Here is a 15680-nt window from a genome sequence, read left to right as displayed (position 1 = left end):
TGAGGGACACGCCAGCCAACGGCAAAATCGATCCACGGGTCTTTTTATTGCTTTCATCACCTCGAACAACCCCTTTGGCCGCTGGTTGAGGCATTCGGTGACGAGGCCAACCCAGAGGCCAATTTTCGGTTGCCGGAACGAAGTCAGTCACAAATGCCGCTGGCACTCTCGGCGGTAGCGAAGCCGAGCGCGGAGCTCTGGCGTCGCAGATGACTGCTGCAAATCTCTCTTTGTCCGCGGCTCAACAGTATGCCGCTGGATGAGATTTACCTCATGGCCTTTTGGGCGCCGCGGATTCCGGCTGCGGCCGAGGCCCGGAACTCTTCGTAGGTCCGGTATGGGTCTGGTCGGCACCACGATGTCGTGCGCGCGATCGGTACTGGTGCAATGTAGTCACTGTCATAGTACGACAACGGTTTCGGCCGGCCGCGCCGACTGATGACGCCGGTGACCGCGCATTTGCGCCTGAAGGCAGCATCGATTACGACCGTGACCAAGACCGCATTGAACGAGCCGACGAACTCCTACGTGACAAAATATCGCCGACAAATCATTGTCTGGCACAACCCCAAATGCCCACAAGGCGTGATCTCAATCGGTGCAGTTATTCCACGAGCAACATCGATTCCATTGGTCAAGCGAAACCGGGATTCGAATTGGAAACCGTCCCTTGACCGCCCGCGATATATCAAATCCGTCCGGATGCGGCGCGCTCACCTACTGGATTTTTTGTGGTGGAATGCCGGAAGCCCCCCAACAGGTGTTGGGGGGCTTCCGGTAACGGATGTTCGGCGGTGTCCTACTCTCCCACACCCTGTCGAGTGCAGTACCATCGGCGCTGGAGGGCTTAGCTTCCGGGTTCGGAATGGGTCCGGGCGTTTCCCCTCCGCTATGGCCGCCGTAACTCTATGAAACTGTCACACCCATCGTCCTCCGGAGGGAAAAATTTTCGAGTGCACGCGGAACCCATCCACAAAACGTGGGGGGCTTCGCCCGCACCCGATTCCCCGAAGAACATGGTGAATCGTGTGTGTTGTTTCAGATACTGCACAGTGGACGCGTAGCTTCTTTGTGGTAAGTCCTCGGCCTATTAGTACCAGTCACCTACACCCATTACTGGGCTTCCAGTTCTGGCCTATCAACCCGGTGGTCTGCCGGGGGCCTTACCCCCTCGAGGGGGTGAGAAACCTCATCTTGGAACAGGCTTCCCGCTTAGATGCTTTCAGCGGTTATCCCTTCCGAACGTAGCTAACCAGCGGTGCTCCTGGTGGAACAACTGGCACACCAGAGGTTCGTCCGTCCCGGTCCTCTCGTACTAGGGACAGCCTTCCTCAAGTTTCTAACGCGCGCGGCGGATAGAGACCGAACTGTCTCACGACGTTCTAAACCCAGCTCGCGTGCCGCTTTAATGGGCGAACAGCCCAACCCTTGGGACCTACTCCAGCCCCAGGATGCGACGAGCCGACATCGAGGTGCCAAACCATCCCGTCGATATGGACTCTTGGGGAAGATCAGCCTGTTATCCCCGGGGTACCTTTTATCCGTTGAGCGACACCGCTTCCACTTGCCGGTGCCGGATCACTAGTCCCGACTTTCGTCCCTGCTCGACTTGTCAGTCTCACAGTCAAGCTCCCTTGTGCACTTGCACTCGACACCTGATTGCCAACCAGGCTGAGGGAACCTTTGGGCGCCTCCGTTACATTTTGGGAGGCAACCGCCCCAGTTAAACTACCCACCAGGCACTGTCCCTGAACCAGATCATGGTCCGAGGTTAGAGGTCCAATACGATCAGAGTGGTATTTCAACAACGACTCCACACTCACTGGCGTGAGCGCTTCACAGTCTCCCACCTATCCTACACAAACCGAACCGAACACCAATACCAAGCTGTAGTGAAGGTCCCGGGGTCTTTTCGTCCTGCCGCGCGTAACGAGCATCTTTACTCGTAATGCAATTTCGCCGAGTCTATGGTTGAGACAGCTGAGAAGTCGTTACGCCATTCGTGCAGGTCGGAACTTACCCGACAAGGAATTTCGCTACCTTAGGATGGTTATAGTTACCACCGCCGTTTACTGGGGCTTAAATTCTCAGCTTCGCCACCGAAATGGCTAACCGGTCCTCTTAACCTTCCAGCACCGGGCAGGCGTCAGTCCGTATACATCGTCTTACGACTTCGCACGGACCTGTGTTTTTAGTAAACAGTCGCTTCTCACTGGTCTCTGCGGCCCCACCCAGCTCACACTGCAAGAGTGATCACCAGACGAGGCCCCCCTTCTCCCGAAGTTACGGGGGCATTTTGCCGAGTTCCTTAACCATAGTTATCTCGATCGCCTTAGTATTCTCTACCTGACCACCTGTGTCGGTTTGGGGTACGGGCCGTGTGAAAGCTCGCTAGAGGCTTTTCTCGGCAGCATAGGATCACTGAATTCGCCTCATTCGGCTATGCGTCACCTCTCAGGATATGTGTGACCCGGATTTGCCTAGGTCACTCCCTACAGGCTTACACCAGTATTACCACTGACTGGCTCAGCTACCTTCCTGCGTCACCCCATCGCTTGGCTACTACCAGATCAGGTCCCACGCATCCACCACGCACGAACCCGAAGGTCCACACGCGGTTTCAGGGTGGTTAGTATCACTGATTCACCAGGGGCGCGTTCACACGGGTACGGGAATATCAACCCGTTGTCCATCGGCTACGCCTGTCGGCCTCGTCTTAGGTCCCGACTCACCCTGGGCGGATTAACCTGGCCCAGGAACCCTTGGTCATTCGGCGGACGAGTTTCTCACTCGTCTTTCGCTACTCATGCCTGCATTCTCACTCGTGTGGCCTCCACGGCTGGGTCACCCCGCCGCTTCCATGGCCACACGACGCTCCCCTACCCATCCACACCACTGCCCACCCTCCCGCAGGAAAATGGGGGTGCATTGTGTGAATGCCGCAGCTTCGGTGGTGTACTTGAGCCCCGCTACATTGTCGGCGCAGGATCACTTGACCAGTGAGCTATTACGCACTCTTTCAAGGGTGGCTGCTTCTAAGCCAACCTCCTGGTTGTCTTCGCGACCCCACATCCTTTTCCACTTAGTACACGCTTAGGGACCTTAGCTGGCGATCTGGGCTGTTTCCCTCTCGACTACGAACCTTATCGCCCGCAGTCTCACTGCCGCGCTCTCACTCACCGGCATTCGGAGTTTGGCTGATTTCGGTAAGCTTGTGGGCCCCCTAGACCATCCAGTAGCTCTACCTCCGATGAGAAACACGCGACGCTGCACCTAAATGCATTTCGGGGAGAACCAGCTATCACGGAGTTTGATTGGCCTTTCACCCCTACCCACAACTCATCCCCTCAGTTTTCAACCTAAGTGGGTTCGGTCCTCCACGACGTCTTACCGTCGCTTCAACCTGGCCATGGGTAGATCACTCCGCTTCGGGTCTAGAACATGCCACTATGAACGCCCTATTCGGACTCGCTTTCGCTACGGCTACCCCACACGGGTTAACCTCGCGACATGCCACTAACTCGCAGGCTCATTCTTCAAAAGGCACGCCATCACCCCCAGTGACAAGTCACTCGAAGGCTTTGACGGATTGTAAGCGCACGGTTTCAGGTACTATTTCACTCCCCTCCCGGGGTACTTTTCACCTTTCCCTCACGGTACTAGTCCGCTATCGGTCACCAGGGAGTATTCAGGCTTATCGGGTGGTCCCGACAGATTCACACCAGATTTCACGGGCCCGGTGCTACTTGGGTTTCCATCACGACAGTCACAATGTTTTCGTGTACGGGATTCTCACCCTCTACGACAGGCCGTTCCAGACCACTTCCACTAACACCATGATTTCTTACTGTCGGCCAACACGGCAGCATTGACAAGATGAACCCCACAACCCCACGAATGCAACGCCTGCCGGCTATCACACATCCATGGTTTAGCCTCTTCCGCTTTCGCTCGCCACTACTCACGGAATCACTATTGTTTTCTCTTCCTGTGGGTACTGAGATGTTTCACTTCCCCACGTTCCCTCCACACACCCTATATATTCAGATGCGGGTAACACGACATCACTCGTGCTGGGTTTCCCCATTCGGACATCCTCGGATCTCAGCTCGGTTGACAGCTCCCCGAGGCTTATCGCAGCCTCCTACGTCCTTCATCGGCTCCTGGTGCCAAGGCATCCACCGTACGCTCTTCATTACTTACAACAAAGATGCTCGCGTCCACTGTGCAGTTCTCAAACAACACACCCGCCTCGAACTCCGCCAGCACCATGCCCACCACCAAAAGTGATGCGGTCTGCCTGACATCCGAACCGGATCGTCACTTCCCTGAAAGAAAAAACACTCACGTGTTCCCTCAGGACCCAACAGTATGTCGATATAATTCGCCCTCCCACCAGCACACAGGCCGGCAGTTGAGAACCAATACTTGTCAGCGATCCACCCATGAGCAACCACCGGATAACATACGCATCCGAAATGGCCTCTGCCAGACCATCATCCACTGACTGTTCAGCGGTACATGACTGGAGATGCTCCTTAGAAAGGAGGTGATCCAGCCGCACCTTCCGGTACGGCTACCTTGTTACGACTTCGTCCCAATCGCCGATCCCACCTTCGACGGCTCCCTCCCACAAGGGGTTAGGCCACCGGCTTCGGGTGTTACCGACTTTCATGACGTGACGGGCGGTGTGTACAAGGCCCGGGAACGTATTCACCGCAGCGTTGCTGATCTGCGATTACTAGCGACTCCGACTTCACGGGGTCGAGTTGCAGACCCCGATCCGAACTGAGACCAGCTTTAAGGGATTCGCTCCACCTCACGGTCTCGCAGCCCTCTGTACTGGCCATTGTAGCATGTGTGAAGCCCTGGACATAAGGGGCATGATGACTTGACGTCGTCCCCACCTTCCTCCGAGTTGACCCCGGCAGTCTCTTACGAGTCCCCACCATTACGTGCTGGCAACATAAGACAAGGGTTGCGCTCGTTGCGGGACTTAACCCAACATCTCACGACACGAGCTGACGACAGCCATGCACCACCTGTATACCGACCACAAGGGGGGCCGTATCTCTACGGCTTTCCGGTATATGTCAAACCCAGGTAAGGTTCTTCGCGTTGCATCGAATTAATCCACATGCTCCGCCGCTTGTGCGGGCCCCCGTCAATTCCTTTGAGTTTTAGCCTTGCGGCCGTACTCCCCAGGCGGGGCGCTTAATGCGTTAGCTACGGCACAGATTCCGTGGAAGGAACCCACACCTAGCGCCCACCGTTTACGGCGTGGACTACCAGGGTATCTAATCCTGTTCGCTACCCACGCTTTCGTTCCTCAGCGTCAGTTACTGCCCAGAGACCCGCCTTCGCCACCGGTGTTCCTCCTGATATCTGCGCATTTCACCGCTACACCAGGAATTCCAGTCTCCCCTGCAGTACTCAAGTCTGCCCGTATCGCCTGCAAGCTCACAGTTGAGCTGTGAGTTTTCACAAACGACGCGACAAACCGCCTACGAACTCTTTACGCCCAGTAATTCCGGACAACGCTTGCACCCTACGTATTACCGCGGCTGCTGGCACGTAGTTAGCCGGTGCTTCTTCTGCAGGTACCGTCACTTGCGCTTCGTCCCTGCTGAAAGAGGTTTACAACCCGAAGGCCTTCATCCCTCACGCGGCGTCGCTGCATCAGGCTTTCGCCCATTGTGCAATATTCCCCACTGCTGCCTCCCGTAGGAGTCTGGGCCGTGTCTCAGTCCCAGTGTGGCCGGTCACCCTCTCAGGTCGGCTACCCGTCGTCGCCTTGGTAGGCCATTACCCCACCAACAAGCTGATAGGCCGCGGGCCCATCCTGCACCAGTAAACCTTTCCACCCCCAGCCATGCAGCCGAAGGTCGTATCCGGTATTAGACCCAGTTTCCCGGGCTTATCCCGAAGTGCAGGGCAGATCACCCACGTGTTACTCACCCGTTCGCCGCTCGTGTACCCCGAAGGGCCTTACCGCTCGACTTGCATGTGTTAAGCACGCCGCCAGCGTTCGTCCTGAGCCAGGATCAAACTCTCCGTTGAAGACTCTAGAAAGAGGCGAACCCCAATCAGTCATAGACATCGAGTCAAATCACTAGCGATCAAAAACTCAAACTAGCTCAATCAAACACCGACCCCCTCTCCGACGGAAGAAGGAGAAAGAGCCAGCAAATACCCACACCACTCACAACCAAACCCCAAAAGGCCCAGCCGATCACCCGTGATGCGGAGTACCAAAAACATTTGGCACTGACATTCATCGACACACTGTTGAGTTCTCAAAGAACACGCACACACCATCACCACCAGCACACTCGCTAGCCGCTCCGGGGCAACCGCTCCAGCCTAACTCCTGCCAACCCCCGATGCAAACGGGAACCTCCAGGACATCTCGAACACACCAATCAAGATCAGCATCTTCGGGAAGTTCAGGCGCCTTCGTCCAACCTCGTGTCCCAGCCCCTGCGGGCGGAGTCGGTGTCCGTGTCGCTCTGACTTGGAATAAGTTACGCGACGAACACCCGCTACGCCAAATTGCCTGGTCAGCCTGCTGGATCGCCTTTTTACGGAACCCAGTACTTCGCGGCGAGTTCCTCGATGACCACATCGCCGTCGGCTGCCTGCTCCAGCGCGGCAAGATCCGCATCGATCGACACCAGCCGGGGATCGTCACCTTCCGCCTCCTGGACCGGGTGGCCTCCGTCTTCGGCGAGCTGGCGGAGCAACTTCTCCCGGACCCGGTCCTTCAGCGAATCACTCATACACGAATCATGACCGTGGGGCGGAGGGTTGTCGAGAGCAGCGCCCGGTCACTCTTCGGCGTCGTCGGGTGCCTTCACGTTGTCGCTCTTACCGAAGACTCGGAGCGCTGTCGGAATGAGCACGATCAATGCTCCGAGGATCGCAATCAACGAGAAAACCTGCATTGCCATCTTTGAACCGACTCTCTGTTTCATGCCGGCGGCGACCGTCGTCAAACCGGCGCCAGCCAGCTTCCCCAAGATGTATTCCTCGTGACCGTAAACGCCGCGAGAGCGATCAGCACACCGACCATCACATATGGACGGATGCCGATCGATCGAGCGCGCGCTCCCGCCCAGCGGCGCTGCGCCCACCGCACCCACAAGTACACCGAGACAGCGAGCAACGGAACGATCAAGGCGTTGCTCGACAACGCGGCCCCGATGTCCAGATCGGTGAGGTCGTGGACAGCACGAAGGCCCCCGCAGGCCGGACACCACCATCCCGTCAATGCGTACACGGGGCAGAAGCCGTACGCACCCGACTGATGTGGATCGCGAAAGTGCAGGAGAGCGACGGCGGCGGCCGCCCCTGCAGCAACCGTTGCGGGCGCACCGAGCGCACGTAGACCCGCCACCTGTGAGGTACGGGTCCGATTCTCGATGTCCACGCTTCCAGTCTTCCGGATCTTTCCCCGCCGCGGCGGGTCGGGACTGCGAACGACACGGATCCCCGTCCTCGACGTGTCGGATCCGAATACAACTCTGGCCCTCCCCGAGGAATCGGGAAGGGCCAGAGAACCGCTGAGCTGCCTGAGAGAATCGAACTCTCGACCTTTTCATTACGAGTGAAATGCTCTACCGACTGAGCTAAGGCAGCGGTGCCTTTCGGCGGTGGCGAGTCTAGCGCCTCAACCCCGAGTATGCGAAAACGGCTCCCTGAACGCGTCGCCGAGGCTGGCCACCATGGCGTCGACAGCCCACTGTGGTTTGACGTTGACAGCGATCGCCTCACGGCACTCGAGTACCGCTTCGATGCACTTCAGCAGGCCTTCCGGCGAGGTTCTCGACGCGAGTTCCGCAGCTCGGTCGGCCATGTCGGGATGGTTTGCTGCGGCTGCCGATCCCCACGTGGCGGCGAGGGCGTCGCGGTAGAGACCCGCGAGATCGATGAGAGCGCGATCCAGCGCATCACGACCCGTGCGGGTAGCCCTCGACTTCTGCCGCTTCTCCAGATCCTTGAGTACACCGGCCGATCCTCGGATTGCCCCGGCAGCGCCCTTGCCGGTGCCTCCTGCACCGAGGGCGGTGCGCAACTCTTCCGTCTCCTGCTCGTCTCGCGCCGCACTCATCTCTTTCGCTTCGGCATCGGCTGAGCGCACCAACTCCTCGGCAGCCGCGAACGCAGTCGCGGGTCGCAATGCCGCGACCGCAAGGTCCAGGGCTTCCTTGCGACGAATGCGGGAATTCAGGTCGGTCGCCAGTCGCCGTGCCCTCCCGACATGACCGCCACTGATCGACGCGGCAAGGCGCGCCTCTTCGGGCTCCACACCATCCCTCTCGCGCAGAACCTGAGCGATCGCGTCCGCCGACGGAGTGACAAGGGCGACGTGCCGGCAGCGCGACCGCAGGGTCACCGAGATGTCTTGGGGATCGACGGAAGGAGCGCACAGCAAGAACACGGTGCGATCCGGCGGCTCCTCGACAACCTTGAGGAGAGCGTTGGCCGCGCCCTCGGTGAGACGGTCTGCGTCCTCCACGACGACGATCTGCCAGCGACCGGTACTGGGCCTGCGGGAGGCCGTCTGCACGATGGCCCGCATCTCCCTCACGCTGATGCTCAGTCCTTCTGGAACCACCCGCCGCACATCACCGTGGGTGCCTGCCATTGCAGTGGTGCAGGAGTGGCACGCACCGCAGCCAGGGACGCCGTCACTGGTGCATTGCAAGGCCGCAGCGAAGCACTGTGCGGCCACCGACCTGCCCGAGCCTGGGGGGCCCGTGAAAAGCCACGAATGCGTCATCGACGACCCCATTGAGCCGAGTCCGAGACGGGCCGCCGTAGCAGCGGCTGTCAGTTCGGCCTCGACATCTGCCTGGCCCACCAATCGGTCGAATACGGTCACGACGTCAGACTATCCCGCACCTGCGACGCCCCCGACGCCCCGCCGTACCGGCTCACGCCTTCTTGTCCGCGGCCTTCTTCGCAGCAGCCTTCTTCGCCGGTGCCTTCTTGGCAGCAGTCTTCTTCGCCGCGGCCTTCTTGGCCGGTGCCTTCTTGGCGGGAGCCTTTTTCTTGACAGGTCCGCGCGCCCGACGCTCCGCCAGCAGTTCCGACGCCCGAGCGTCGGTGATGCTTTCCACTTCATCGCCCTTGCGAAGGCTGGCGTTGGTTTCGCCGTCCGTTACATACGGTCCGAACCGGCCGTCCTTGATCACCATCGGCTTCTCACTGACCGAGTCGACGCCCAGCTCCCGCAGCGGCGGCGTCGCCGACGCCTGCCGGCCGCGGCGCTTGGGCTCCGCGTAGATCTTCAGGGCCTCTTCCAGCGTGACCGTGAACATCTGGTCCTCGGTGGCGAGTGACCGCGAATCGGTGCCCTTCTTGAGGTAGGGACCGTACCGGCCGTTCTGGGCGGTGATCTCTTCCTTCGATTCGGGATCGATACCCACCACCCGCGGCAACGACAGCAACTTCAGGGCGTCGTCGAGGGTGACCGTGGCCAAATCCATGGACTTGAGAAGCGAACCGGTTCTCGGCTTGGGACCCGCTGCCTTCTTCGCCGCCTTCTTGGCAGGGGCCTTTTTCGCAGCCGTCTTGGTCTTGGTGGTGCCCTCGGCAGGCTCCGGCTCGGTGACCGGCACCACGGCCGGTTCGGGCTCGGGTTCCGGCTCGGGAAGAATCTCCGTGACGTAAGGGCCGAACCGGCCCTCCTTCGCTACGATCTCGTGCCCGGTCAGTGGATCGACTCCGAGCTTGCGGCCCTCCTGGGGGGTCGAGAACAGCTTCTCGGCGTATTCGGGTGTCAGCTCGTCCGGCGGAAGGTCGTCGGGCAGGTTTGCACGCTGCGAGATGAGGTCGCCCTCGGGGTCGTCCGGGTTGCGAACCATCCGCTCGAGGTAAGGACCGAAGCGTCCGACACGGACATGAACTTCGCGGCCTTCGGCGTCGTCGAAGAGTCGGATGGAGTTGACCTCGCGAGCGTCGATCTCTTCGAGATTGACACCGACCATCTTCTTCAGGCCACCCTCGCGGGCGACGGAACCCTCGGCGCCGTGATCACCGCCGAAGTAGAAACTGCTCAGCCAGTTGCCGCGCTGTTCCCGGCCACCGGCGATTGCGTCGAGGTCGTCCTCCATCCCGGCGGTGAAGTCGAAGTCGACCAGCCGACCGAAGTGCATCTCGAGGAGGCCGATGACGGCGAACGCGACCCAGGACGGCACCAACGCACTACCGCGCTTGTAGACGTATCCACGGTCGAGGATGGTCTTGATGATCGACGAATAGGTGGACGGGCGACCGATGCCCAGCTCTTCGAGGGTCTTGATCAGGCTCGCCTCGGTGTACCGGGCCGGGGGATTGGTGGTGTGGCCGTCCGGATCGAGTTTCGTCGCGGTGACCGCCTGGCCCTCGACGAGCACCGGCAGGCGCGACTCCGCGTCGTCGGACTGGCCGCCGGCTTCTTCGTCGACACTTTCGACGTATGCCTTCAGGAAGCCGGCGAACGTGATGGTGCGGCCCGACGCGGAGAACGTGCATTCTTCGCCCGTACCTGCCGTACCCGAGATCCGCAGGGTGAGCGTGGTGCCGCGGGCATCGGCCATCTGGGACGCCACGGTGCGCTGCCAGATCAATTCGTAGAGCCGGAACTCGTCGGTATCGAGCCGTGAGTGCAGCTGCCCCGGAGTCTGGAAGACGTCGCCCGCAGGACGGATCGCCTCGTGAGCTTCCTGGGCGTTCTTCACCTTGCGGGTGTACTGGCGCGGCGACGCGTGAACGTACTCTGCGCCGTACAACTCGGTGGCCTGCGCACGCGCTGCGGCGATGGCCGATGCAGACAACGTCGTCGAGTCGGTACGCATGTAGGTGATGTAGCCGTTTTCGTACAACCGCTGGGCAATGCGCATCGTCCGCTCCGACGTGAATCGAAGCTTGCGTCCCGCTTCCTGCTGGAGGGTCGACGTCATGAACGGTGGGTAGGGCTTGCGCGTGTACGGCTTGCTCTCCGCGGACGACACGGTGAGGTCGACACCGGCGAGGGATTCGGCGAGCCTCTGTGCACGGGCCTCGTCGAGCACCGTGACCGTGCCGGTCTTCAGCTGGCCGTCCGAGCCGAAATCGCGACCCGACGCGACTCGTGAACCGTCGACACTCACCAGACGGGCCCCGAAGCTGCGCGGGCTCGCGTCGGCGCCTGCGTCGAGGGTGGCCGAGATGTCCCAGTAGGACGCGGACCGGAATGCCATCCGCTCGCGTTCACGCTGAACGATGACACGGGTGGCGACGGACTGCACACGGCCCGCCGACAACTTCGGCATGACCTTCTTCCACAGGACCGGGCTGACCTCGTAACCGTAGAGACGGTCGAGGATGCGCCGAGTTTCCTGCGCGTCGACCAGGTCGGTGTCGAGTTCGCGGGTGTCGTCGGCGGCCGCTCGGATGGCCGGCTCGGTGATCTCGTGGAAGACCATCCGCCGAACCGGAATCTTCGGCTTGAGAGTTTCGAGCAGGTGCCAGGCGATGGCCTCGCCCTCACGGTCGGGGTCGGTGGCGAGGAACAGTTCGTCGGCGTCCTTGAGGAGGCCCTTCAGTTCGGTGACCTTGGACTTCTTCTCCGGACTGACCACATACAGTGGCTCGAAATCATGATCGACATCGACACCGAGTCGGGCCCACGGCTCACCTTTGTACTTGGCCGGAACATCGGCGGCGCCGCGAGGAAGGTCACGAATGTGCCCCACCGACGCCTCGACGACGTAGTTCTTTCCGAGGTAAGGAGCAATCTTGCGGGCCTTGGTCGGCGACTCGACGATCACGAGGCGGCGAGGCTGGCCGGACGCTCCCGCCGCATCCTGCGCACTGCCGTTGTCACCTTTTGCCACCTGTTGCCCGAACCTTCCTGAAGTCGATCGCTGCCACCCGACAGTTGTGCAGACAAACCGTTTATACCGGGTTCGCCTATTACTAGAGTGACATACCGGGGAGCCGTCCTCGCAGATCAGTACTGCCTACGCGGTCCTACATGTGGGGCCAACCGGTACGGTCGTCCATATTTCCGGGTGCTTCGCCGATACTCTCGACGAGTCTGCCGAGCCTACGCCGACCCGATATTCGAAGGCCGGGACCTGACCCGCGCGTGCCTATCAACGTCGGCGCCATACCCGCCCTCATCAAGGCCTGAGCCAGTGGCGCGTGGGTGTCCGGGGCGTGCGAATCGAGTCCGAGAACGAAGCGTTCTCCGTCCGCTTCGCCGTGGCCCGCAGCCAGAGCCCAGAACCGCAGCTGCCTCCCGGACGGCACCCAGCCCGGCGGCACCGCCTTCACCGCGCCCCTCGTCCACTGCTCCGCGAGGGGCCGCAAGTCGACTACCGAAGCGGTGCGCACGAGCGGGCTGCCCTCGTCGCTCCGGGTGATCTCGGCTTCCAGCCCCGCCTCGGCGATCAGCTCGGCGATTCCTTCCGCGCGCCACAGCGCATCCACCACGATGGAAATCCGCGCGCGGCCGCCGCCGGAGACCACCTGGCCCGACGCTGCGAGAAGCCCACCCAGATCCGCAACCGCCGGTGGAAGTGCCTCCGCAGAGAAGAAGGAGAGCTGACTCATCGACCTACCCCCTTCTGCCACGTCACTGTGGCCACCAGCATGGAAAACGAATCGTCCCCCACCGCCTCGGGCGATGGGGGACGATTCGGACGGAATCGCGAGATCCCGCCTATCTGATTTTCGTGTCCACGGAATGGACGGCAGAATCAGACTGCGCGAACGCCGGTTGCCTGGGGGCCCTTGGTGCCCTGGCCGACCTCGAACTCCACGCGCTGGTTCTCCTCGAGGGTGCGGAAACCGCTGCCCTGGATCTCGGAGTAGTGAACGAAGACGTCAGCGGAGCCGTCCTCGGGTGCGATGAAGCCGAAGCCCTTTTCCGCGTTGAACCACTTCACAGTGCCCTGTGCCATGCTTTTCCTTCTCTTTCTAACCACCGGATTCGGCGGACAGCACGTACAGTCCGCCGGGCCGGTTCCGACCGCTGTACTTCTTGATTTCCCCCTCAGGAAAAGCAGAGCACCGCGTTCGCAACATCGATCCTGCGAACGCTCACTCTTTCAAGCCCACGAACACAGAAGCTGCGACCAAGATGTAGTCAACCATGAACTCCGCGAACGCAACAGTCGAAAACGGAACAATTCACACAAAATGTTGATCTTGTAGCGAACAGCCGCGAATGGACGCATCCGGTCGGCACGTGCCGTACCCCCGGAAACATCCTGAGGAGTCGACTCGCTATCATCATATATGCAGGTCGTGGCGGTGTAGAAGCTCCTCGCCCCGCTCCATCGACAGCCCGGAGAGATCAGTGAGCACACCGTTTTCGCCCCGTGACGACAGTGGAAATACTGGCGAAACATACGGTCGCGAGTTGCTCGACAGGGTGCTCGATGGCGTCCCGCCGAGCGAAACGCCATTGACATTCGCCGCCGAAATGCCTGCTCGGACGTCGGCACTGACGGATTGGCCCACGTGGGCGCACCCCTCGGTCGTCTCGGCCCTCCAGCAGAACGGGATCGCCCGCCCGTGGAGCCATCAAACGGCTGCCGCCGATTTTGCCCACCAGGGCACGAACGTGGTGGTGTCGACCGGAACGGCATCGGGAAAGTCGCTCGCCTACCAGCTACCGGTACTCACCACTCTGGCAATGGATCCGCGGGCGACCGCCCTCTACCTGTCACCGACCAAAGCCCTGGGCGCAGACCAGTTGCGGGCGGTGACCTCGATCATCGACGCTACGGACGACCTTCGGGGCGCTTGCCCTTGCATGTTCGACGGTGACACACCGTCGGAGGTGCGTCAGTGGGCGCGCGAGAACTCACGGTGGCTCTTCACCAACCCCGATATGCTGCACATCTCCCTTCTCCGGACCCATCAACGGTGGTCGCACTTCTTCCGCAATCTGGCGTTTGTCGTAATCGACGAATGCCACTCCTACCGTGGTGTCTTCGGCTCCAATGTGGCTCTCGTCCTGCGCCGACTCCGACGCATCGCGGCGCGATACGGGGCCGACCCTGTCTTCATCCTCGCCTCCGCCACCACCGCCGAACCCGGCTCCGCCGCGTCCCGCCTCATCGGGGCCCCGTGCGCCGAGATAGTGGACGACGGGTCGCCCCACGGCCCGCGGACCATCGCCCTCTGGGAGCCACCCCTCATGCGGGAGGTGACGGGAGAGAACGGGAGTCCGGTCCGCAGGCCTGCAGGTTCGGAGGCCGCACGTATCATGGCCACCCTGATGACCGAGGGGGCACGTACTCTCACCTTCGTCCGTTCGCGGCGCGGCGCCGAGCTGACTGCCATGGCCACCAAACGCCTACTCGCGGAGGTCGATCCCGACCTTGCCACACGGGTCGCGTCGTACCGCGCCGGCTACCTGGCCGAAGACAGACGCGAACTCGAGGCAGCCCTCGCCGACGGCACACTGCTCGGTGCGGCAACGACGAACGCGCTCGAACTCGGTGTCGACATCGCCGGACTCGACGCCGTGGTGGTGGCGGGATTTCCCGGGACGGTCGCCTCGTTCTGGCAGCAGGGAGGCCGCTCCGGCCGGCGTGGTGAAGGATCGCTCGTCGTCCTGGTAGCCCGCGACGATCCGCTGGACACCTACCTCGTGCACCACCCGTCCGCACTCTTGGACAAGCCGGTGGAGGCCACCGTCACCGACCCGTCCAATCCGTACGTCCTCGGTCCACAATTGCTCTGCGCAGCAATGGAATTGCCGCTTTCCGATGCCGAAGCAGAAAAATTCGGCGGTCTCGACGTCCTCGCAAAGCTGTCCGAACAGGGCCTGATTCGCAGGCGCGCCCACGGTTGGTTCGTGACTGCGGGAACAAATCCGCATGGCGCACTGGATATCCGGGGTGGAATCGGTACGCAAGTAGCAATAGTGGTGTCGGAAACCGGACGTCTGCTGGGAACCGTCGACACCGGTCGCGCCCCGGCGACCGTCCATCCCGGCGCCGTACACATCCATCAGGGGGAGTCGTATGTCATCGACGAACTCGATCTCGATCAGGGTCTTGCCCTGGTTCACGCCGAGGACCCCGATTGGACGACCTCGGCCCGGGAAACCACCGAGATCACCGTGACGGCTGTGCTGGAGCAGAAACTTTTCGGTGACGTCGAAGTGGCGCTCGCCGAGGTAGAGGTAACGCACCAGGTGATCGGGTACCTGCGCCGACTGCCGTCCGGTGAAGTACTCGACTCGGTGGAGTTGGACATGCCGGAGCAGACCCTCTGTACCCGTGCCGTGATGTACACGATGACCCCGGAGCTGCTCTCCCGAGCCGGTGTCGCGGCCGAACGAGTGCCCGGATCTCTCCACGCCGCTGAGCACGCAGCCATCGGACTCCTGCCCCTGGTCGCGGTGTGCGATCGCGAGGACGTCGGCGGCGTCTCGACGGCGTTGCATGCCGACACCGGCTTGCCCACCGTGTTCGTCTACGACGGACACGCCGGCGGTGCCGGATTCGCCGACCGGGGCCACGCCGAGCTCGCGCGGTGGCTGGGCGCGACCCGGGACGCGATCACTTCCTGCGAGTGCACCTCCGGTTGCCCTTCCTGTGTGTACTCACCGAAATGTGGAAACGGAAACGACCCCCTCGACAAGGACGGTGCTATCCGAGTCCTCGCGGCGGTGCTCGACGCGCTCGGATGAG

General features: G+C 61.3%; 8 protein-coding genes, 1 tRNA gene and 3 rRNA genes. 1 reads left to right on the top strand and 11 read right to left on the bottom strand.

Features of this window, described 5'->3' with window-relative positions:
- Window positions 1-786: 786 nt before the first annotated feature.
- The 11 genes from rrf to GFS60_RS03425 form a co-directional block, all read right to left on the bottom strand.
- A 5S ribosomal RNA gene (gene rrf / locus GFS60_RS03470) occupies window positions 787-903 on the bottom strand.
- A 167-nt stretch (window positions 904-1070) separates the two neighbouring features.
- Window positions 1071-4205: ribosomal RNA gene (locus tag GFS60_RS03465) — 23S ribosomal RNA — on the bottom strand.
- A gap of 337 nt (window positions 4206-4542) precedes the next feature.
- Window positions 4543-6060 (bottom strand): 16S ribosomal RNA (locus GFS60_RS03460).
- Together the 16S, 23S and 5S rRNA genes form the textbook arrangement of a ribosomal RNA operon.
- Before the next feature lie 521 nt (window positions 6061-6581).
- Window positions 6582-6779: a hypothetical protein gene (locus GFS60_RS03455; protein WP_159918994.1), complete on the bottom strand. Its 198-nt coding sequence runs from the start codon at window positions 6777-6779 to the stop codon at window positions 6582-6584.
- A gap of 48 nt (window positions 6780-6827) precedes the next feature.
- Window positions 6828-6950: a hypothetical protein gene (locus GFS60_RS39875; protein WP_257792467.1), complete on the bottom strand. Its 123-nt coding sequence runs from the start codon at window positions 6948-6950 to the stop codon at window positions 6828-6830.
- A gap of 41 nt (window positions 6951-6991) precedes the next feature.
- Window positions 6992-7429, bottom strand: coding sequence for a DUF2752 domain-containing protein (locus GFS60_RS03450; protein WP_159918993.1), 438 nt, complete (start codon window positions 7427-7429; stop codon window positions 6992-6994).
- A gap of 136 nt (window positions 7430-7565) precedes the next feature.
- Window positions 7566-7638 (bottom strand) — tRNA-Thr (locus tag GFS60_RS03445).
- Between the two features lie 31 nt (window positions 7639-7669).
- Complete coding sequence (locus GFS60_RS03440; protein WP_109326390.1) at window positions 7670-8884, bottom strand: DNA polymerase III subunit delta'; 1215 nt, start codon at window positions 8882-8884, stop codon at window positions 7670-7672.
- Between the two features lie 52 nt (window positions 8885-8936).
- Window positions 8937-11861 (bottom strand): type I DNA topoisomerase, encoded by a 2925-nt coding sequence (gene topA / locus GFS60_RS03435; protein WP_159918992.1) that lies wholly within the window; start codon window positions 11859-11861, stop codon window positions 8937-8939.
- A gap of 136 nt (window positions 11862-11997) precedes the next feature.
- Entirely contained in the window at window positions 11998-12582 is a 585-nt protein-coding gene (locus tag GFS60_RS03430; protein ID WP_159918991.1) for a hypothetical protein, read from the bottom strand.
- 146 nt (window positions 12583-12728) lie between these two features.
- Window positions 12729-12932 (bottom strand): cold-shock protein, encoded by a 204-nt coding sequence (locus tag GFS60_RS03425; RefSeq protein ID WP_005248460.1) that lies wholly within the window; start codon window positions 12930-12932, stop codon window positions 12729-12731.
- 398 nt (window positions 12933-13330) lie between these two features.
- On the opposite strand from GFS60_RS03425, the gene GFS60_RS03420 reads away from it, so the two are divergent.
- The gene (locus GFS60_RS03420; RefSeq protein ID WP_159918990.1) at window positions 13331-15679 is read left to right on the top strand and encodes a DEAD/DEAH box helicase; all 2349 of its coding nucleotides are present in this window, start codon (window positions 13331-13333) and stop codon (window positions 15677-15679) included.
- Window position 15680: the final 1 nt, after the last annotated feature.

The organism is Rhodococcus sp. WAY2, assembly GCF_009859915.1.
GTDB lineage: Bacteria > Actinomycetota > Actinomycetes > Mycobacteriales > Mycobacteriaceae > Rhodococcus_F > Rhodococcus_F oxybenzonivorans.
This window is presented reverse-complemented; position numbering and strand designations above follow the sequence as displayed.

Excerpts from the sequence above, each read along its gene's own strand:
- GFS60_RS03455 (WP_159918994.1), bottom strand. The coding sequence starts at position 6,779 with ATGAGTGATTCGCTGAAGGACCGGGTCCGGGAGAAGTTGCTCCGCCAG.
- GFS60_RS39875 (WP_257792467.1), bottom strand. The coding sequence starts at position 6,950 with ATGGCAATGCAGGTTTTCTCGTTGATTGCGATCCTCGGAGCATTGATC.
- GFS60_RS03430 (WP_159918991.1), bottom strand. The coding sequence starts at position 12,582 with ATGAGTCAGCTCTCCTTCTTCTCTGCGGAGGCACTTCCACCGGCGGTT.
- GFS60_RS03425 (WP_005248460.1), bottom strand. The coding sequence starts at position 12,932 with ATGGCACAGGGCACTGTGAAGTGGTTCAACGCGGAAAAGGGCTTCGGC.